This window comes from Streptomyces sp. NBC_01707 (genome assembly GCF_041438805.1).
Classification (GTDB): Bacteria; Actinomycetota; Actinomycetes; order Streptomycetales; family Streptomycetaceae; genus Streptomyces.
Genome location: NZ_CP109190.1, coordinates 7226102 through 7244898 on the forward strand (window position 1 = coordinate 7226102; position 18797 = coordinate 7244898).

The following is an 18797-nucleotide window of genomic DNA, read 5'->3' on the forward strand; positions in this document are numbered from 1 at the left end:
CCTACATGCCGAGCTCGGCCGTGCTCACCCGGGTCACCGCCTCCTTGTCGCCCTCCAGCTCCACTCGCGCCGCATCCTGCCGCCCCGACGCGAAGAGCAGCAGCTCGCCCGGCTCACCGGTCACCGTCACCACCGGAGTGCCCTTGTGCGCCACTGCCGTCTGTCCGTCAGGACGGCGCAACACCAGCCCCACCGGGGCCTTGCGCCCCATCAACCGCGCCGCCTTCTCCATCCGCGACCACAGGGCGTCGGCGAAGACCGGGTCCAGGTCCCGCTGCGACCAATCGGGCTGTGCCCGGCGGACGTCCTCCGCGTGGATGTAGAACTCCACCGTGTTGGCCGCCTCGTCCAGCTGCTTCAGCCCGAACGGTGACATCCGGGGCGGTCCCGTGCGGATGAGCTGGATCAGCTCCTCGTACGGTTTCTCGGCGAATTCGGACTGCACCCGGTCGAGCCGGTTCTTCAGCGGGCTCAGCAGCACCCCGGCCGCCGCGTCCGGCCTGCGCTCGCGTACCACCACATGGGCGGCGAGGTCGCGGGTCGTCCAGCCGTGGCACAGGGTCGGGGCTTCGGGGCCCGCCGCCTCCAACAGGTCGGCGAGCAGAAGTCGTTCACGCTTTGCATGGGTCGACATGCTGGCCAGCGTACGACCGGCGTCCGCAGTCCGCCCAGTGGACGTCCTGCCGGACGGCCTCCGCGGCCACGGCACAATGGGCACATGACCAGCACGCCCGCGCCCAGCACCCCGCCCGCCAGCAGCCTGGACCCCGCCATCGCCGCCCGCCTCAAGCGCGGAGCCGACGGTCTGGTTCCGGCCATCGCCCAGCAGTACGACACCGGTGAGGTGCTGATGCTCGGCTGGATGGACGACGAGGCACTGCACCGCACCCTGACGACCGGCCGCTGCACCTACTGGTCCCGCAGTCGCCAGGAGTACTGGGTCAAGGGCGACACCTCCGGCCACATCCAGCTGGTCAAGTCCGTCGCCCTCGACTGCGACGCGGACACGGTCCTCGTCAAGGTCGACCAGACGGGCGCCGCCTGTCACACCGGCGACCGCACCTGCTTCGACGCCGACGTGCTCCCGCTCGGGCAGTAGGGTCAGCCGCCATGGATCTCGAGACCTTCCGCAAGCTGGCCGCCGACCGGCGTGTCATCCCCGTCAGCCGCCGGCTCCTCGCGGACGGCGACACCCCGGTCGCGCTCTACCGCAAGCTCGCGGGCGAGCGCACCGGCACGTTCCTCCTCGAATCCGCGGAGAACGGCCGCACCTGGTCCCGCTACTCCTTCATCGGGGTACGCAGCGCCGCCACCCTCACCACCCGCGACGGCCGGGCGCACTGGCTCGGCACCCCGCCCGTCGGAGTCCCGGCCGACGGCGACCCGCTGGTGGCCCTGCGCGCCACGATCGACGCCCTGCACACCCCGCGCGACCTGCACTCCGGCATGCCGCCCTTCACCGGTGGCATGGTCGGCTATCTGGGTTACGACGTCGTGCGCAGGCTGGAGAGGATCGGCGAGCACGGTGGCGACGATCTGAAGCTCCCCGAGCTGACGATGCTGCTCACCTCGGACCTCGCCGTCCTCGACCACTGGGACGGCAGCGTCCTGCTGATCGCCAACGCGATCAACCACAACGATCTGGAGACCGGCGTCGACGAGGCGTACGCCGACGCCGTCGCCCGCCTCGACGCCATGGAGTCCGACCTCTCCCGCCCGGTCGAGAGCGCCCCCGTCACCCTCCCGCCGTCCGAACTCCCGCCGTACAGCGCACTCTGGGGCGGCCAGGCCTTCCAGGACGCCGTCGAGGACGTGAAGGAGCGGATCAGGGCCGGCGAAGCGTTCCAGGTGGTCCCCTCCCAGCGCTTCGAGACCCCGTGCACGGCCGGCGCGTTGGACGTCTACCGGGTGCTGCGCGCCACCAACCCGTCGCCGTACATGTACCTCCTCCGGTTCGAGGGCTTCGACGTGGTGGGCTCCAGCCCGGAAGCCCTCGTCAAGGTCGAGGACGGGCGCGCCATGGTCCACCCGATCGCCGGTACCCGGCCCCGCGGCACCACCCCGCAGGAGGACCAGGCGCTCGCCGACGAGCTCCTCGCCGACCCGAAGGAGCGCGCCGAGCACCTGATGCTCGTCGACCTCGGCCGCAACGACCTGGGGCGGGTCTGTGTGCCCGGCAGCGTCGAGGTCGTCGACTTCATGTCGATCGAGCGGTACTCGCACGTCATGCACATCGTCTCCACCGTCACCGGCCGCGTCGCCGAAGGCCGCACCGCCTTCGACGTCCTCACCGCGTGCTTCCCGGCCGGCACCCTCTCCGGCGCCCCGAAGCCCCGCGCCATGCAGATCATCGAGGAGCTCGAACCCACCCGCCGCGGACTGTACGGCGGCTGCGTCGGCTACCTGGACTTCGCCGGGGACTCGGACACCGCCATCGCCATCCGTACGGCGCTGCTGCGGGACGGCACGGCATACGTCCAGGCCGGGGCGGGAATCGTCGCCGACTCCGACCCGGTCGCCGAGGACGACGAGTGCCGCAACAAGGCCGCCGCGGTCCTGCGCGCCGTCCATACCGCCAACCGCCTCCACGAACGCTGACGGGGTAAGGGATAGTGGAGTACGTGAGTGCTGTCCCCGTACCCCAGCCCCGTGCCCAAGCCGCCATCGCGCCCGACGCCACGGGAAGCCGCCGCAGCCTGGCCGCCGGCCTGCTTCTCGGGGCGGTCGGCGCCACCGTCGTGCTCCTCGCCTCCGGCCAGACCTGGGCGGAGGGCAAGGCCGCGGTCGGCGGCGGCTCCCTGCCGCTGACCGCCGACGGCCAGGACGTGACCGGTCTCCCGGCGGCCCTCGCCATCGTCGGCCTGGCCGCCCTCGTCGCCGTCTTCGCCGTCCGCAGCGGCGGCCGGCTGCTCGTTGCCGGGCTGCTCGCCCTCAGCGGTCTCGGGGCCGGTGTCAGCGCCTACCTCGGCGCCTCCGACAGCTCGGCCCTCGACGAGAAGGCGGCGCAGACCACCGGCGACGCCTCCGCCACCATCGACGCCCTCAGCCACACCGCGTGGCCGTACGTCACCGCCGCCGGCGGCCTGCTGATCCTCCTCGCCGGGCTGCTCGCCCTGCGGTACGGGAAGCTGTGGCCCACCATGTCGGGACGGTACGAGCGCGACGGCACCCCGCGGCCCCGCAGGGCCCCCCGCACCGCCCCGGACCCGGACCGGCCCGAGGACCTGTGGAAGGCCCTGGACCGCGGCGAGGACCCGACGCGCGAGGTATGACCCCCAGCTCACGTCGTACCCGCACGTACGGGACAATGACGGTGAGCTTTCTGCACAGCGGCAGCGCAGTGCACCACAGCGGCACCAGCTTTGCGTACAGCGATACCAACAGCGCAACACCAACGAGGAGCAACTCATGGCGGGCAGCAGCCACGGACACACCCCGGCCGCCTGGACCGGTGTCATCATCGCCTTCATCGGCTTCTGCATCGCAGGCGTCTTCATGGTCGCGGCCAACCCGCTCGGCTTCTGGGCCGGTATGGCGGTCATCTTCATCGGTGGGCTCGTCGGTCTCGCGATGAAGGCCGCCGGCCTCGGCATGCCGAAGGAGTCGGCCGAGATGGCCGCAGCCAGGGCGCGGGCCGGACAGGCCCAGGTCTCCTCCTGACCCCGGTCGGACCCATCGTGCGAGGCGCAGCCCGGACCGGGCTGCGCCTTTCCGCGTGACCGGGGACAATCACCGCGTGGACGCCTCTCCCTCTCCCGCAGCCGCACCGGGCCCGCCCGGTCATCCGCCCGTGCCGGTCTTTCCGCCCGCGCCCGTGCCCCGGTCGGCCGTCCGACGGCTTGCCACTCCCCTCGGGGTGATGGCCGCCGTCATCGCGGCGTTCGGCTACGTCGGCGCCGTCGACCCCAACCAGCCGGGCCACTACCCGGTCTGCCCGCTGCTCCGGTTCACCGGCCTGTACTGCCCGGGCTGCGGCGGGCTGCGCAGCGCCCACGCCGTCGCCCACGGGGATGTCGTCGCGGCCCTGGGCTCCAATGCCCTGGCGGTCGTGGGTTACGCGATCTTCGCCGTCGTGTGGGTGGTCTGGACGGTCCGCGCGAGCAGGGGACTGCCCCTGCGGATCAATCTGCCACCGGTCTACTGGTGGGGGATCGGTGCCGTGCTCCTGATCTTCGCCGTCGTCCGGAATCTGCCGTTCGGATCGATGTTGGCGCCGTGAATGCCCAGGTAGTGGGACATCCGTCGGCCGGATGTGAGTCCGGGGCCCTCGTGCGGATACCATCGAGATGGCTGATCCTGTTCCCTCATCACCGTCCCGGAAGGGGGCCGCTCGCGTGAGTGTGCTCGACGAGATCATCGACGGCGTTCGCGCCGACCTCGCAGAGCGGCAGGCGCGCGTCAGCCTCGACGAGCTCAAGGAGCGCGCGGCGCGCGCTCCGGCGGCCAAGGACGGAGTCGCCGCCCTGCGTGGCGAGGGCGTGACCGTCATCTGCGAGGTCAAGCGCTCCAGCCCCTCCAAGGGGGCCCTGGCCGCGATCGCCGACCCGGCCGCGCTCGCCGCGGACTACGAGGCCGGTGGCGCGTCCGTCATCTCCGTCCTCACCGAGGAGCGACGCTTCGGCGGTTCGCTCGCCGACCTGGAAGCCGTTCGCGCCAAGGTCGACATCCCGATCCTGCGCAAGGACTTCATCGTCACCTCCTACCAGCTCTGGGAGGCCCGCGCCTACGGCGCCGACCTCGCGCTGCTGATCGTCGCCGCCCTCGACCAGGAGGCACTCGTCTCGCTGATCGAGCGCGCCGAGTCCATCGGTCTGACGCCGCTGGTCGAGGCGCACGACGAGGACGAGGCGGAGCGTGCCGTGGCGGCCGGAGCGAAGATCATCGGTGTCAACGCGCGCAACCTGAAGGACCTAAAGGTCGACCGCTCGACGTTCGAGCGCGTCGCCCCGGAGATCCCGGCGGGCATCGTCAAGGTCGCCGAGTCCGGCGTCCGAGGCCCGCACGACCTCATCGCCTACGCCAACGCCGGCGCCGACGCCGTGCTCGTCGGCGAGTCCCTGGTCACCGGCCGCGACCCGCGGGCCGCCGTCGCCGACCTGGTTGCCGCGGGCGCCCACCCTGCCCTGCGGCACGGACGGAGCTGACCCGCACCGTGTCCGCCGACCGTCCCGTGTTCCGCACCCGGCCAGGCCTGCGCCTCGCCGGTGTGACGGCTGCCCGGGACCCGCACGCGCCGCTGGCGCGCGGCTGCCGCCCCCGCGGCTGCCGCGCCCCCGCGCGCCGGGTGCACGGCCGGCGTGTGCGGTACGTGATCGGAGACGAGCCCGGCCAGGTCAACGGCATGCGATGGCGCACGGGGACCGCGCTGTAGCGAGCCCCGGCCACGTACCCGCACCACATCTCTCGTACGTACGACCGCACCGCCCGACCGCCTTCGGTCGCGGCGGCGACTCGCTCACGACGCATACGGTGAATCCACCCGTTGCCATGACGAGGAGCACGTCGGATGTCATCTGACTTCTTCATTCCGGACCCCGAGGGTCTGATCCCCAGCGCCGAGGGCTACTTCGGTGCGTTCGGCGGCAAGTTCATCCCGGAGGCGCTCGTCGCCGCCGTGGACGAGGTCGCCGTCGAGTACGACAAGGCCAAGGCCGACCCGGCCTTCGCCGCCGAGCTCAATGAGCTCATGGTCGACTACACCGGCCGGCCCAGCGCGCTGACCGAGGTGCCGCGCTTCGCCGAGCACGCGGGCGGTGCCCGGGTCTTCCTCAAGCGCGAGGACCTCAACCACACCGGCTCGCACAAGATCAACAACGTGCTGGGCCAGGCGCTGCTCACCAAGCGCATGGGCAAGACGCGGGTCATCGCCGAAACCGGTGCCGGCCAGCACGGTGTCGCCACCGCGACGGCCTGCGCCCTCTTCGGTCTCGAATGCACCATCTACATGGGCGAGATCGACACGGAGCGGCAGGCGCTGAACGTGGCGCGGATGCGGATGCTCGGCGCCGAGGTCATCGCGGTGAAGTCCGGCTCCCGCACACTCAAGGACGCCATCAACGAGGCGTTCCGCGACTGGGTCGCCAACGTCGACCGCACGCACTACCTCTTCGGTACGGTCGCGGGACCGCACCCCTTCCCGGCGATGGTCCGTGACTTCCACCGTGTCATCGGCGTCGAGGCCCGCCGGCAGATCCTGGAGCGGACCGGCCGGCTGCCGGACGCCGCGATCGCCTGTGTCGGTGGTGGCTCCAACGCCATCGGGCTGTTCCACGCGTTCATCCCGGACGCGCGCGTCCGGCTGATCGGCTGCGAGCCCGCCGGACACGGCGTGGAGACCGGCGAGCACGCGGCGACCCTGACCGCCGGAGAGCCCGGCATCCTGCACGGCTCGCGCAGTTACGTCCTCCAGGACGAAGAGGGCCAGATCACCGAGCCGTACTCCATCTCGGCCGGTCTCGACTACCCGGGCATCGGCCCGGAGCACGCGTACCTGAAGGACACCGGCCGCGGCGAGTACCGCGCGGTCACCGACGCCGCCGCCATGGAGGCGCTGCGCCTGCTCTCCCGTACCGAGGGGATCATCCCGGCCATCGAGAGCGCCCATGCGCTGGCCGGCGCCCTGGAGGTCGGCAAGGAGCTCGGCAAGGACGCGCTGCTCCTGGTCAACCTGTCCGGCCGCGGCGACAAGGACATGGACACGGCGGCCCGTTACTTCGGGCTGTACGACACGGACGCGACCGTCGAGGCCGACGCGGACAACAACGGCGCCGAGATCGAGGGGGACGTCAAGTGAGCGGCAACATCGAGCTGTTGAGCGCCACCCTGGCCGCCGCCAAGGCCGAGGACCGGGCCGCGCTGATCGCCTACCTGCCGGCCGGCTTCCCGTCGGTCGACGGCGGTATCGAGGCCGTCAAGGCCGTCGTCGCCGGTGGCGCCGACGTCGTCGAGGTGGGCCTGCCGCACAGTGACCCGGTGCTCGACGGACCCGTCATCCAGACCGCCGACGACATCGCCCTGCGTGGCGGCGTGAAGATCGCCGACGTGATGCGTACGGTCCGCGAGGCCTACGAGGCGACCGGCGTCCCGATCCTCGTCATGACGTACTGGAACCCCATCGACCGGTACGGCATCGAGCGCTTCACCTCCGAGCTCGCCGAAGCGGGCGGCGCCGGGTGCATCCTGCCCGACCTGCCGGTCCAGGAGTCCTCCGTATGGCGCGAGCACGCCGACAAGCACGGTCTCGCGACCGTCTTCGTCGTCGCGCCGAGCAGCAAGGACGAGCGCCTCGCCACCATCACCGCGGCCGGCTCCGGCTTCGTCTACGCGGCCTCGCTGATGGGCGTCACCGGCACCCGTGAATCGGTCGGCGAGCAGGCGCAGGACCTGGTGCGGCGCACCCGTGCCACCACCGGGATCCCGGTCTGCGTCGGTCTCGGCGTCTCCAACGCCGAGCAGGCCGCCGAGGTCGCCGCCTTCGCCGACGGAGTGATCGTCGGCTCCGCCTTCGTCAAGCGGATGCTGGACGCCCCCGACGAGGAGTCCGGGCTGGCCGCAGTCCGCTCACTCGCGGGCGAACTGGCCGAAGGCGTTCGAAAGCGCTGACACCGGGCATCGCCCGAACGGGTGGACCTGGGACCGGGGAGGCACGTACGTGCCTCCCCGGTTCGTTGCTGCGGGTGTGAGCGAGAAGAACGAAGAAGGAAAAAGGGCCGCGCGCGACCGGCTCGTACAGCAGCGTGAGCGGGAGAAGGCGTTCGAGCGACGCCGACGCACGCTGATCGTCTCCACCGCCGTGGTGGGTGTGCTGGCGCTGGCCGCCGTCATCGGCGTGATCGCCGCGAATTCGGGTGGCAAGGGCGAGAAGGCCGGGGCGGGGCCCGTGGTCGCGCCGTCCGGTGCGACGGGCAAGGACGGCCTGGCCATCCCGGTGGGTGCGGACAAGGCCCCGTCCACGCTCACGATCTGGGAGGACTTCCGCTGCCCGGTCTGCGCCCAGTTCGAGAACGCGTTCCGGGACACGATCCACCAGCTGGAGAGCAGCGGACAGCTGAAGGTCGAGTACCACCTGGCCACGATCATCGACGGCAATCTCGGCGGCAGCGGCTCGCTGGACGCGGCCAATGCGGCGGCCTGCGCGCAGAATGTCGGCAAGTTCTCCGCGTACCACGACGTCCTCTACCGCAACCAGCCCCCGGAGACCGACGACGCCTTCGGCAAGAGCAGCAAGCTGATCGAGCTGGCGGGCAAGGTCAAAGGCCTCGACACCCCCGCCTTCCGTAGCTGCGTGGAGGACGGCACGCACAACACCTGGGTCCAGAAGTCCAACACCGCCTTCCAGAACGGCGGCTTCCAGGGCACGCCGACCGCACTGCTCAACGGCGAATCGATCTTCCCGAAGAAGGGGAACGAACCGATCACCGTGGCAAACCTGAAGAAGTGGGTCACCGAGGCGAACAAGGGGAAGCAGCCGGCGAAGGTCACCCCGGCGCCGACCGGTTCCTGACCCGGACCGGGGCCCGCCGGGGCGGGGATCCGACGACCGGCTCGTTACCCATACGTTGTCGGGCGGGTTGCCGTACGTCCCGCCCGGCAGGGTAGCGTCGACCCTGCCATGGACCTTGCCTACATTCCCAGCCCGTCGACCGGCGTGATCGATCTCGGACCGATCCCGCTCCGCGGCTACGCGTTCTGCATCATCATCGGTGTGTTTGTCGCCGTCTGGTTCGGCAACAAGCGCTGGATCGCCCGGGGCGGCAGATCCGGCACAGTGGCCGACATCGCCGTCTGGGCCGTGCCCTTCGGCCTCGTCGGTGGCCGGCTCTACCACGTCATCACCGACTACCAGCTGTACTTCAGCGACGGCGAGAACTGGGTCGACGCCTTCAAGATCTGGCAAGGCGGCCTCGGCATCTGGGGTGCGATCGCGCTCGGCGCGGTCGGTGCCTGGATCGGCTGCCGCCGTCGTGGGATCCCGCTGCCCGCCTGGGCCGACGCGCTCGCCCCCGGTATCGCCTTCGCCCAGGCGATCGGCCGCTGGGGCAACTGGTTCAACCAGGAGCTGTACGGCAAGCCGACGGATCTGCCGTGGGCCCTGAAGATCAGCGAAGGCCCCAACCGGGTCGCGGGCACGTACCACCCGACGTTCCTGTACGAGTCGCTGTGGTGCGTGGGCGTCGCGCTGCTGGTGATCTGGGCGGACCGCCGCTTCAAGCTCGGACACGGGCGGGCGTTCGCGCTGTACGTCGCGGCGTACTGCACGGGGCGGGCGTGGATCGAGTACATGCGGGTCGACGAGGCCCACCACATTCTGGGCCTGCGCCTGAATGTGTGGACCGCGGTGATCGTCTTCGTCCTGGCGGTGACGTACATCGTGATCTCGTCGAAGGTGCGGCCGGGGCGTGAGGAGGTCGTCGAGCCGGGGGCCGTGGAGGCCACCGAGACGGCCGAGGGCGCGGAGGACGCGGCCGAGGGCGCGGAGGACGCGGCCGAGGGTGCGGAGGACGCGGACTCGGGCCCGGCCGCCGACGGTGACGTCCGGCGTGACGACGAGGCCCGGGCGCCGCGCAAGAACGGCACCGCGGAGGCGGCGAAGAACGGCTGACGCCACCCACTTGTACGAGGGGCCCGAACCGGACGGTTCGGGCCCCTCGCCGTTACCCCCACCGGGGGCCGCCCCTGAATCCGCCATTCCTCGGTCGCCGGAGGGGCTCGTTCGAGTGAATTTGCCCCGCCCCGACCGCCGGGGGCCGGAGTCCTCGTCGTCAGCTCACCCGTTCTGCCAGCGCAAGCGTCCGGTGGGCAGCCGCCACTACCGCCGCGTCCACGAAACGGCCGTCCGGCAGTGCCAGTGCGCCTGCCTCCGTGAGGGCTGCCGCCACGATCTCCTGGGCCGAGTCGATCTCCTCCGAAGTGGGCCGGAACGCCCTCTCGATCACGGGTAGCTGCCGGGGATGGATCGCCGCCCGGCCGAGGAACCCCAGCGCGCGGCCGTGCGCGCAGGAGTGCCGCAGGCCGTCCAGGTCCCGTACGTCCGGGTACACCGACTGGGTCGGCGGGGCGAGGCCGGCCGCGCGGGCGGCGACCACCACCCGGCTGCGTGACCAGTCGAGACCCCGGTCGTCCCGCACCCCCAGATCGGCCCGGAGATCGGCCTCGCCGAGGGCGATCGAGCGGACCTGGGGGTGGGAGGCCGCGACCGTGTACGCGTGCTCGATGCCGAGCGCCGACTCCAGCAGCGGACAGAGCGCCACGCCGGGTGCGAGCGCCGCGATGTGGTGGACGGTCGCGGCATGAGTGATCTTCGGCAGGCGCAGTTCGGCGAGGCCCGGCAGTCCCGCCAGCGCCAGGACGTCGGCCTCCGTGTGGACCCGGACATGTACCGGCACGGCCGTGCCGGCCGCCGGTTCGGTGAGGAGTTCGGCAGTGGCTGACCGGGCGTACTCCTTACGGTCCGGTGCGACCGCGTCCTCCAGGTCGACGATCACCACGTCCGCGCCCGAGTCGCGCGCCTTGCGCACCACGTCCGGCCGGTCCCCGGGAACGTACAGCCAGGTCAGATGCACCTCTTCGGCCTCGGTCACAGGACGCCTTCCGCCCGTAGCGCGGCGATGTCCGGTCCTGACAGGCCGAGCCCGGTCAGGATCTCCTCGGTGTCCGCGCCGTGCGGACGGCCCGCCCAGCGGATCGAGCCCGGGGTCCGGGAGAGCCGGAAGAGGACGTTCTGCATCCGGAGCGGGCCCAGTTCGGGGTCGGGGACCTCGGCGACGGAGCCCAAGGCCCGGTACTGCGGATCCTCCATCACGTCCCGGATGTCGTGGATGGGGGCGATGGCCGCCTCCGCCTTCTCGAACGCGGAGATCGCCTCGTCGCGGGTGTGCCGGGCCATCCAGGTGCCGACCGCCTCGTCGAGTTCGTCGGAGTGTTCGGCGCGGGTGGTGCCGGAGGCGAACCACGGCTCGTCGATCAGCTCCGCCCGGCCGACCAGACGCATCACGCGTTCGGCGATGGACTGCGCGGAGGTGGAGACGGCGACCCACTGGCCGTCGGACGTGCGGTACGTATTGCGCGGGGCGTTGTTCCGCGAGCGGTTGCCGGTGCGTTCCTGGACGTAGCCGAGCTGGTCGTACCAGAGCGGCTGCGGGCCGAGCACGGTGAGGATCGGCTCGATGATCGCCAGGTCGACGACTTGGCCCTCCCCGGTGCGGTCGCGCCCGGCCAACGCCGCCATCACGGCGTACGCGGTGGCGAGTGCCGCGATCGAGTCGGCGAGACCGAAGGGCGGCAGGGTCGGCGGCCCGTCCGGCTCGCCGGTGATCGCGGCGAAACCGCTCATGGCCTCGGCGAGTGTGCCGAAGCCGGGGCGGGTCGCGTACGGGCCGAACTGGCCGAAGCCGGTGACGCGGGTCAGCACCAGCCGCGGGTTGACGGTGTGCAGCTCCTCCCAGCCGATGCCCCACCGCTCCAGCGTCCCCGGCCGGAAGTTCTCGATGATCACATCGCTGGAGGCGGCCAGCCGGAGGAGGACGTCGCGCCCGCCGGGCGTGGAGAGGTCGAGGGTGAGATTGCGTTTGTTGCGGCCTAGCAGCTTCCACCACAGGCCGATGCCGTCCTTCGTCGGGCCGTGGCCACGCGACGGGTCGGGCTTGCGCGGATGCTCGACCTTGACCACCTCGGCGCCGAAGTCGCCGAGCATGGTGGCCGCGAGAGGGCCCGCGAAGAGGGTGGCGAGATCGAGGACCCGCAGACCGGAGAGGGGTGCTTCCGTGGGCGCGGTCATGCGGCGTCGATCTCGCTGCGGTACGGCATGGAGGTCGAGGCGCCGGGCTTCTGTACGCAGAGCGCCGCAGCGATCGACGCCCAGGCCAGGGCCTCCGGTACGGCCCGCCCTTCGCCGAGGGCCACCGCGAGCGCCCCGACGAATGTGTCCCCGGCGCCGGTGGTGTCGACGGCTGTCACTTCCGGGGCGGGGAAATGGACCGTCTCGCTGCCTCGGGCCGCGTACAGGCAGCCCTTCGAACCGAGGGTGACGACGACCGCGGGAACGTGCCGGAGCAGGATCTCGGCCGCCGCGTGGGGGTCGGACTTCCCGGAGAGCGCGGCTGCCTCGTGCTCATTGGGGATCAACAGGTCCACGTTGTCGAAGAGCTCGTCCGGCAGGGGCTGTACGGGGGAGGGGGTGAGGATCGTCCGCACTCCCTGCGCGTGGGCCATCCGGGCCCCTTCGACCACTGCCGGCAGGGGCAGTTCCAGCTGGAGGAGCAGCAGATCGGCCTCCGCGATGGCGGCCATCTCACCGTGGCCGAGCGTGTGGACGGTGCCGTTGGCGCCCGGGATCACCACGATGGCGTTGGCACCCGTGTCGTCGACCACGATGTGCGCCGTGCCGCTGGGGCCCTCGGCGGTGTGCAGCAGATCGGTTTCGACGCCCGCGTGCTCCAGTTCGGCCCGGAGCCGTGTGCCGTACGCGTCGTCGCCGACCGCGCCGATCATCAGCACCTCGCCGCCCGCGCGGGCGGCGGCGATGGCCTGATTGGCGCCCTTGCCGCCGGGGATGGTGCGGAACTCCCTTCCGGTGACGGTCTCCCCGCGCTCCGGGGCCCGTGCGACGTAGGCGACAAGGTCCATATTGGTGCTGCCGAGCACCGCGATGGCGGTCATGGGCGGAGTGCCTCCTGGTAGGTCAGTTCAGCGAGTGCGTCGAAGCCGACGGAGTCGAAACCCGGGACGGATGTGGCGAGACGGTTCTTGAGCGGGGTGGTCCACCGGACGGGCAGCGCGTCGGGCCGGCCGGCCAGCAGACCGGCCAGCGAGCCGGCGGTCGCACCGTTCGAGTCCGTGTCCCAACCACCGGAGACCGCACGGCAGATGGAGGTGGAGAAGTCTCCGTCGGCGTGGGTGAGGGCGGCGGCGAGCAGCGCGGCGTTGGGCAGCACGTGGACCCAGTGGTACGCGCCGAACGCCGCGTGCAGCCGGTCGGCGACCGCGTCGAAGTCGGGCTCCCCGCGGGCCGCGTCGATCCCGGTGCGGACCGCGTGCGCGAAGCGCGAGCGCGGCGGTACGACGCGCAGCCCGGTCGCGAGGCAGCCGTGCACATCGGTCTCCCCACCGGCCGCCTCGGCGAGCGCGGCAGCGGTGAACATCGCCCCGTACACGCCGTTGCCCGTGTGGGTCAGGACCGCGTCCCGGTGGGCCTGCTCGGCGGCGGCCGCCGGGTCGCCGGGGTGTGTCCAGCCGTGCACATCGGCGCGGATCTGGGCGCCGATCCACTCCCGGAACGGATTGCGGTGCCGGGCGGTGTCCGGCGGCTCGATGCCGTCGAGCAGATTGCGGTACGCCACCCGCTCGGCGGTGAAGGTCCGGCCGGCGGGGAGTTCGTCGAGCCAGAGCCGGGCGAGATCGGCGGTGGAGAAGGACGGTCCGTGGCGCTGGATCAACAGCAGGGTGAGAAGTGGGTAATTGAGATCGTCGTCCTCCGGCATCCCGTCGATGTTCTCGGCGAGCGAGGTGGCGGCGGAGCGGCGGTTCCAGGGGTGGGCGGCGGTCAGTTCGGCGGGCAGGCCCCTGGCGGTGAACCAGGTGGAGAGCGGCCAGTTCCCGGTGGCGCGGGCCAGTGCGCGGATCCCCGCGAGAGGCAGTTTCTCGACGGGCTTGCCGAGCAGGCAGCCGGCCGCGCGGCCCAGCCAGGCCGCCTCCAGCCGGGCCTTGCCGACCGTCGGAAGATCCGCGCGCGGAGTCGGCCAGTGCGGGCAGGCCGCCCGGATCAAGGCCAGATCCGTCGGCTCGTCGACGGCCGCCGTCGAGTCGAGCCGCGCGAGTTCGTCGAGCAGCCGCCCGGCGAGCGCGCGGAGTGCGGGCGGCGCGGGGGGCGTCGACGCGCCCGCGCGCTCCGGAGCGGGCGCGCCGCCCGCCGCGTACCACCGGTGCTCGATGTCCCGCACGTCCCGGCCGTCCTCGGCCGCCTGGCGCAGTTCGTGCCCGATCAGATCCTCCGGCTGCACCCAGGTGACGCGCACGGTCACGGCGTACCCGCCAGCGTCGCGAACGCCGCCTCGTGCGTACGTCGCCGGGCGGTGTCCCGCACGAACACCTCGTGGGCGACGTCCGTCAGAGTTCGCGCCGGTGCGTGCAGATCGAGACGGCTGGCCTCCGCGACCGTTTTCACCCAGGTGGCGGGGATCGCCGCCTCGCCGTGCAGCGCGCCGGCGAGCGCACCGCTCATCGTGGCGATCGAGTCGCAGTCCCGGCCGTAGTTGACCGAGCCGAGCACTGCGTGCCGGTAGTCGCCGTCCGCGACGAGCAGCATCCCGAGGGCGACCGGCAGCTCCTCGATGGCGTGCAACCGGGACGGGCGGCGGGCGCCGAGGGACGGTGCGCGGTAGTCGGGCCCGACGGTGTCGAAGGGGGCGACGGCCGTACGCAGCGGTGTCAGCGCCGTCTCGAAGTCCCGGTACCGTACGGCCACTTCGCAGACCGCTTCGATGGCGGCCCGCGTCCCGTCCTTGGCGAGCGACAGACAGGCGTCGACGACGGTGGCGGGCGTCGCATCCGGCGCACAGGCGGCGGCGACTGCCGCCGCGAAGACTCCGGCGGCCTCCCTTCCGTACGACGACTGATGGGCGCCCGCGACATCCAGCGCCTCGGCGTACGCGGCCTGTGGATGGGCGGCGTTGACCAGGCCGACCGGCGCCATGTACATCGCCGCCCCGCAGTTCACGATGTTCCCGGAGCCGGCCTCGCGCGGATCGACATGGCCGTAGTGCAGCCGGGCGACGATCCATTTCTCGGCGAGGAAGATCCGCTGCAGGGGCAGCGCCTCGGCCTCCAGCTCCGGGATCCAGCGAGGGGTCGAGATCAGCTCGGGTACGAGATGGTCGGCGACGCAGTACGCGTCGAGGTGGTCCCGTACGGTGCCGTACACCCGTACCAGTGCGTGGGTCATCAAGGTGTCGTCGGTGACGTGACCGTCGCCCTTGTGGTAGGGGGCGATGGGGCGGGCGGTGCGCCAGTCCTCGCCGTCCCACGGGCCCACGATGCCGGTGATCCGGCCGCCGTGGCGCTCGACGATCTGCTCGGCGGTCCGGCCCTCGACCGGCCCGCCGAGCGCGTCGCCGACGGCGGCGCCGACGAGAGCGCCGGTGATCCGGTCATCGAGACCGAGCACGGTGGGTGTTTTGTTCTGAATCGGCGTCATGCCGGAATTGTCCACCCGAAGGGGCTGGTTCCGTGTCTGTCAGCAGCCCGGCGAGTTCGATGAGATCGGTGCCCGCGAGACGGGGCAGCGCGCATCCCGCGAGGGTGCGGCAGGCTTCGCGCCAGCCGTCCGGGACGGCGGCGATGCCACCCAGCGCACCGGTCAGCGCGCCGGCCAGGGCGGGCGCCGAGTCCGCGACCCGTGACAAGCAGGCCGCCGCGGGGACGGCCTGGGTGATCTCGCCACGGGCCGCGGTGGTCAGAGCCAGGGCGACCGGTACGGTCTCGGCCGCGGCGATCCCGTAGCTGTAGACATGGTCGACGATCTGATGTTCCAACACGGGTACGAGCGCGAAGGCGCCGGCGGCCTCGCCGACGAAGTCGCGGGCGATCCGGACGGCGTGAGCGGCGTTGCGGGCGATCTCGGTGCCCTCGGGGAGCTGGTCGAGTGCGGCGTTCACCGCGGTGTCGACATCGGCTCCGCCCAGCGCCTCGGCGATCGCGGCGGCCATCGCGCGGGCGCCGTGCACACCGTCGCCGTCCTGGGTGTATCGGGCATCGAACTCGGCGAGTTCCGCGGCGGCCCAGGGTCGGCCGGGGTGGACGACCGCAAGTACGGCAGCCCGTACGCAGGCCGCGTCGTCGAAGTAGTGCGGGTTGTCGTGGCCGGTGGCGGGCGGCCGCAGTCCGGCGGCGAGATTGCCGAGTCCGGCCCGCACCGAGATCCGGGCGCGCAGCGGGAGAACCGCCGACTCCACCTCGGGCGCCCGTGCCGCTGCCGCGGCGACCTCCGCGGCCAGCGCGTTCCACGCGACGTCGATGGCGGCCCGCATCCGGCGGTCGGGGGAGAGGCCGTGCAGCGGACCGGCCTCCGAAGCCAGCACGGTCCCGGCGGCGAACGCGGCCCACTCGGCGTCGTCGGAGGGGCCGAGCCGCAGCGGCTCGGGCGGCTGGTTGAGCGCGATGGGCACGGGGAGGGTGGTGGTGGCGTTCTGCTCGGCGAAGGTGTCGAGCTCCCGGGTGAGCCGACGCGTCCATTCGGGCATCCGGGCCGCCCGGTGACGCGCCGCGGGCCAGCCGGCGGCATCCCCCGAGGCCAGCCCGAGCAGCAGCCCCTCGATCCGGGCCCGGCGCCCCGGCAGCGGCCGGGTCAGGGGCTGGTCCAGGGGTGGGGTGGAACGATTCTCCGGGCGGGGCCCGGTGTCCCGCGCGGTAGTCATGACACCACCGCCGCGGGTCCGTCCGCGGTGGTGGTGCCGGCCTCGCGGGCCCCGCCGGCCGGGGCGGCCGTGCCGGACCCGTTGCCGTTGCCGGTCCCGCCGTCCCCACCGTCCCAGCGGCTCGTCGCGCCGTCCGGCTCGTCCGCCTCGTCCGGGGTGAGCAACTCCGCGATGTCCAGGACGTGGTGGCCCCGCATCGACGGCAGGCAGCTGCCCCGGACCGGGCCGATCGCCCGTCCCCAGTTCCGGGGGATCGCGGACAGCCCGCCCAGCGCACCGGCCAGCGCGCCTGCCACCGCCGCCGTGGTGTCCGCGTCGCGGCCCATGTTGACCGCCGTCAGCACCGCCGTACGGAAGTCGCCGTGCGCCGCCGCGAACGCGCCGAACGCCAGGCCCACCGCCTCCGGTGCCAGGTCCGTCCACGGGTAGCCGCCCACCACCACCGCGGAGCGCACCGCGCGTTCCCTCGTGAGGCGGTCGGGGTGCCTGTGCTGCGCGGCCGTCACCGCCCGCCGCAGCGAGCGCGCCGTCCAGGAGTCCATCGGTACGACGGACAGGGCGGCCGCGATCACGGACGTGACCCCCGCCCCCGCCATCGCGGCGGCCACCCCGGCCGCCACCGCCTGGCCGCCGTAGATGCCCTCCCCGTCATGGCTGACCTGCCCGTCGATCGCGACCAGGCGCGCGGCCTCCGCGGGCCGGCCTGCCGCGAAGACTCCGAACGGCGCCGCACGCATCGCGAGTCCGTCGCTCCAGGCGTGCCGGTGCTGGGCGGAGATCGGGGCTGCGAGGCCCCGGCGCAGGTTCTCCAGGGTCCCGCGCTCGCTGAACCCGGCGCCGCGGAACGGCCCCTCGTCGAGGTCGGCGATCCACAGATGCCAGGCCCGCTCGACATGGGTGACGGTCAGCGCCGAGCCGTGCCGGGCCAGCAGCAGCCCGGAGAAGATCGCGTACTCCGTGTCGTCGGTACCGGCCGGGTCGTCGCTGACGAAGCCTTCGATCCGGCCCCAGCGGCGGCGGATCTCGGAGGGCCGCAGGTTCTCCGCGGGTGCGCCCAGCGCATCGCCCACGGCAAGACCGAGGAGCGCACCCCGGGCCCGGTCCGCCCGGTCGGGGTGTCCGGAACCGTCGGCGTGGCTCGCGTCGAGGCGGTGCGCGTCGTTCCGGGCCGCCTCCGCCGTGCCCCCGCCCGTGCGCGGTTCTGCCGGATTGCCTGCAATCAACTCCATCGCGTCGACCCTTCGCTCGTACCGAGCCAGTTCTCGTACCTGTCCGATCTGTGCCACGCGGAGCGCCGACAGAGGCCGATAAACGCAACAAAAGGGCCACTCGGATGACGGGATCCCCTTCGTAAGGCAGGCCGTACTTACCTGGTCAGCGGGCAGGTAAGTACGGCCTGGCTTGCTGGCGGGGGATTCCTTTCGTGCGTACTTTCGGAGGTGTTGAGCGGGGGTGGGGCGAGCAGAACCCGCTGCCGGAGAAGGGGAGAGCTGTGGCCATCATCGAGACCGACGCCGTGCTGCACGAGGCGCACCGCGACAACCACACCCACCGTGATGTGAACGGCGGCTGGCTGCGTCCGGCGGTCTTCGGTGCGATGGACGGGCTGGTCTCGAACCTGGCGCTGATGACCGGCGTCGCGGGTGGCTCGGTCTCCCAGCAGACGATCGTGATCACCGGTCTGGCGGGTCTGGCGGCCGGTGCGTTCTCCATGGCGGCCGGCGAATACACCTCCGTGGCCTCGCAGCGCGAGCTCGTCGAGGCCGAACTCGATGTCGAGCGGCGTGAGTTGCGCAAGCATCCGACGGACGAGATGGAAGAGCTCGCCGCGCTCTACGAGTCCCGCGGTGTCGAGCCCGAGCTCGCCCGCGAGGTCGCCCGGCAGCTGTCCCGCGATCCCGAGCAGGCCCTGGAGATACACGCCCGCGAGGAGCTGGGCATCGACCCGGGCGATCTGCCGTCGCCGCTCGTCGCCGCCGTCTCGTCGTTCGGCGCCTTCGCGATGGGCGCGCTGCTGCCCGTACTGCCGTATCTGCTCGGTGCGAGCGCGATGTGGCCTGCGGTGCTGCTCGCGCTGGTCGGCCTCTTCGGCTGCGGGGCGGTCGTGGCGCGGGTGACGGCCCGCAGCTGGTGGTTCAGCGGGCTGCGGCAGCTGGTGCTCGGCGGGACGGCCGCTGCGATCACGTACGGCCTGGGTACCCTGTTCGGTGTGGCCGTCGGCGGCTGAGCGCGCCCGCGCCGCCCGGCACGGATGTGCCCGCAAGCAATCTCCCTGCAACCCGTGTGACGTACGTCTTTGCTTCCGCCTCTGGGCGGGTCACCCCAACGGACGTAAAATGAGTCTCTATACAAGGCTCCACATAAGTAGCCGTTACTCGGCGGTTTCGT

Annotated in this window: 20 protein-coding genes; 12 read left to right on the forward strand and 8 right to left on the reverse strand. The window is 72.2% G+C overall.

Annotated features, from left to right (window positions below; all coding sequences use genetic code 11):
* Window position 1: 1 nt before the first annotated feature.
* Window positions 2-634 carry a TIGR03085 family metal-binding protein gene (locus OG963_RS32380; RefSeq protein ID WP_030919453.1) on the reverse strand — a complete coding sequence of 211 codons (633 nt, stop codon included), beginning with the start codon at window positions 632-634 and terminating at the stop codon, window positions 2-4.
* 84 nt (window positions 635-718) lie between these two features.
* Between OG963_RS32380 and hisI the strand changes: the two genes are divergently transcribed.
* The 11 genes from hisI to lgt all read left to right on the forward strand — a co-directional run bounded on the left by hisI (window position 719) and on the right by lgt (window position 9601).
* Complete coding sequence (hisI, locus tag OG963_RS32385) at window positions 719-1099, forward strand: phosphoribosyl-AMP cyclohydrolase (RefSeq protein WP_030972822.1); 381 nt, start codon at window positions 719-721, stop codon at window positions 1097-1099.
* Window positions 1100-1110: 11 nt separating this feature from the next.
* Window positions 1111-2598, forward strand: a complete 1488-nt coding sequence (locus tag OG963_RS32390; protein WP_093771665.1) for an anthranilate synthase component I — start codon at window positions 1111-1113, stop codon at window positions 2596-2598.
* A 14-nt stretch (window positions 2599-2612) separates the two neighbouring features.
* Window positions 2613-3272: a TIGR02234 family membrane protein gene (locus OG963_RS32395; protein WP_030919461.1), complete on the forward strand. Its 660-nt coding sequence runs from the start codon at window positions 2613-2615 to the stop codon at window positions 3270-3272.
* Between the two features lie 136 nt (window positions 3273-3408).
* On the forward strand, window positions 3409-3660 hold the full coding sequence (locus OG963_RS32400; protein WP_030919464.1) for an HGxxPAAW family protein: 252 nt from the start codon (window positions 3409-3411) through the stop codon (window positions 3658-3660).
* A gap of 76 nt (window positions 3661-3736) precedes the next feature.
* Window positions 3737-4219: a DUF2752 domain-containing protein gene (locus OG963_RS32405; protein ID WP_371126272.1), complete on the forward strand. Its 483-nt coding sequence runs from the start codon at window positions 3737-3739 to the stop codon at window positions 4217-4219.
* Between the two features lie 115 nt (window positions 4220-4334).
* Entirely contained in the window at window positions 4335-5144 is an 810-nt protein-coding gene (gene trpC, locus OG963_RS32410) for an indole-3-glycerol phosphate synthase TrpC (RefSeq protein ID WP_030919469.1), read from the forward strand.
* A gap of 26 nt (window positions 5145-5170) precedes the next feature.
* Window positions 5171-5371: a tryptophan biosynthesis modulator TrpM gene (gene trpM / locus OG963_RS32415; protein WP_256223521.1), complete on the forward strand. Its 201-nt coding sequence runs from the start codon at window positions 5171-5173 to the stop codon at window positions 5369-5371.
* Window positions 5372-5506: 135 nt separating this feature from the next.
* Window positions 5507-6793, forward strand: a complete 1287-nt coding sequence (trpB, locus tag OG963_RS32420; RefSeq protein ID WP_093771669.1) for a tryptophan synthase subunit beta — start codon at window positions 5507-5509, stop codon at window positions 6791-6793.
* Window positions 6790-7602, forward strand: a complete 813-nt coding sequence (gene trpA / locus OG963_RS32425; RefSeq protein WP_030919477.1) for a tryptophan synthase subunit alpha — start codon at window positions 6790-6792, stop codon at window positions 7600-7602. Before trpB ends, trpA begins: the two co-directional genes overlap by 4 nt.
* Window positions 7603-7678: 76 nt before the next feature.
* Window positions 7679-8503, forward strand: a complete 825-nt coding sequence (locus tag OG963_RS32430; RefSeq protein ID WP_093771671.1) for a thioredoxin domain-containing protein — start codon at window positions 7679-7681, stop codon at window positions 8501-8503.
* 108 nt (window positions 8504-8611) lie between these two features.
* Complete coding sequence (lgt, locus tag OG963_RS32435; protein WP_371799737.1) at window positions 8612-9601, forward strand: prolipoprotein diacylglyceryl transferase; 990 nt, start codon at window positions 8612-8614, stop codon at window positions 9599-9601.
* 160 nt (window positions 9602-9761) lie between these two features.
* Here the strand turns inward: lgt and OG963_RS32440 are convergent, their stop codons facing one another.
* Genes OG963_RS32440 through OG963_RS32470 form a run of 7 tightly spaced genes read right to left on the reverse strand, consistent with a single transcriptional unit; the run spans window position 9762 to window position 17638 of the window.
* The gene (locus OG963_RS32440; protein ID WP_176902086.1) at window positions 9762-10580 is read right to left on the reverse strand and encodes a CoA ester lyase; all 819 of its coding nucleotides are present in this window, start codon (window positions 10578-10580) and stop codon (window positions 9762-9764) included.
* Window positions 10577-11776 (reverse strand): CaiB/BaiF CoA-transferase family protein, encoded by a 1200-nt coding sequence (locus tag OG963_RS32445; RefSeq protein ID WP_030919490.1) that lies wholly within the window; start codon window positions 11774-11776, stop codon window positions 10577-10579. Before OG963_RS32445 ends, OG963_RS32440 begins: the two co-directional genes overlap by 4 nt.
* A complete protein-coding gene (rbsK, locus tag OG963_RS32450) occupies window positions 11773-12657 on the reverse strand; it encodes a ribokinase (protein WP_093771677.1) in 885 nt (294 codons plus the stop codon). The genes OG963_RS32445 and rbsK overlap by 4 nt, the downstream gene beginning before the upstream one ends.
* Window positions 12654-14018 (reverse strand): ADP-ribosylglycohydrolase family protein, encoded by a 1365-nt coding sequence (locus OG963_RS32455; protein ID WP_093771679.1) that lies wholly within the window; start codon window positions 14016-14018, stop codon window positions 12654-12656. Before OG963_RS32455 ends, rbsK begins: the two co-directional genes overlap by 4 nt.
* Window positions 14015-15190 carry an ADP-ribosylglycohydrolase family protein gene (locus tag OG963_RS32460; protein ID WP_371799738.1) on the reverse strand — a complete coding sequence of 392 codons (1176 nt, stop codon included), beginning with the start codon at window positions 15188-15190 and terminating at the stop codon, window positions 14015-14017. Before OG963_RS32460 ends, OG963_RS32455 begins: the two co-directional genes overlap by 4 nt.
* Entirely contained in the window at window positions 15144-16409 is a 1266-nt protein-coding gene (locus tag OG963_RS32465) for an ADP-ribosylglycohydrolase family protein (RefSeq protein ID WP_371799739.1), read from the reverse strand. The genes OG963_RS32460 and OG963_RS32465 overlap by 47 nt, the downstream gene beginning before the upstream one ends.
* Window positions 16406-17638, reverse strand: coding sequence for an ADP-ribosylglycohydrolase family protein (locus OG963_RS32470; RefSeq protein ID WP_256223504.1), 1233 nt, complete (start codon window positions 17636-17638; stop codon window positions 16406-16408). Before OG963_RS32470 ends, OG963_RS32465 begins: the two co-directional genes overlap by 4 nt.
* Before the next feature lie 263 nt (window positions 17639-17901).
* Between OG963_RS32470 and OG963_RS32475 the strand changes: the two genes are divergently transcribed.
* Complete coding sequence (locus tag OG963_RS32475) at window positions 17902-18636, forward strand: VIT1/CCC1 transporter family protein (RefSeq protein WP_093771683.1); 735 nt, start codon at window positions 17902-17904, stop codon at window positions 18634-18636.
* Window positions 18637-18797 lie beyond the last annotated feature (161 nt).